Annotated in this window: 1 pseudogene; it reads right to left on the reverse strand. The window is 56.0% G+C overall.

What is annotated here, in order from left to right:
- Positions 1 to 190: pseudogene (locus tag ACU8YC_RS27520) on the reverse strand (hypothetical protein); the annotation flags it as partial.
- Between the last annotated feature and the right edge of the window lie 260 nt (positions 191 to 450).

A 450-nucleotide genomic window follows, 5' to 3' on the forward strand; every position in this document is an offset into this window, starting at 1 on the left:
GTACATCACCGTGCGTCAAAGACGAATGATCGTATGCGGCCAATGAATGACGCCGATTCGGTTCCACATCGAACCGCTGTGCCAATTCAACCAGCGCCCGCTCGCCTTTGATCGCTGCCAGCGCCAGCTTCGCTTTGAACACCGCTGAGTGCGTCCGTCGGAGTGACCTGTGGCGGAATTCTGTGACCAATCAGGCAGTGAGAGGGCTGACCGGGATTCGCAAAATTTCGCCAAAATGGCCTTATCTCGTTGACCTATAAGAGGAATATTAATTCCTCGTTCGAATCGGCCGTACGCTAGACTTTGCGTGCCTCAAATGCCTGATCGAACTGCAGCGTCCGCCGAACCTCATCGCTATGCAGATAGGCCGACATCGTTGAGATCGACGCGTGGCGGCGATTGTCGCGCACCATGATCAGTTCGGCGCCGCGGGCTAGTGCGTGTGTAGCA

This window comes from Citrobacter sp. VF227 (assembly GCF_052950715.1).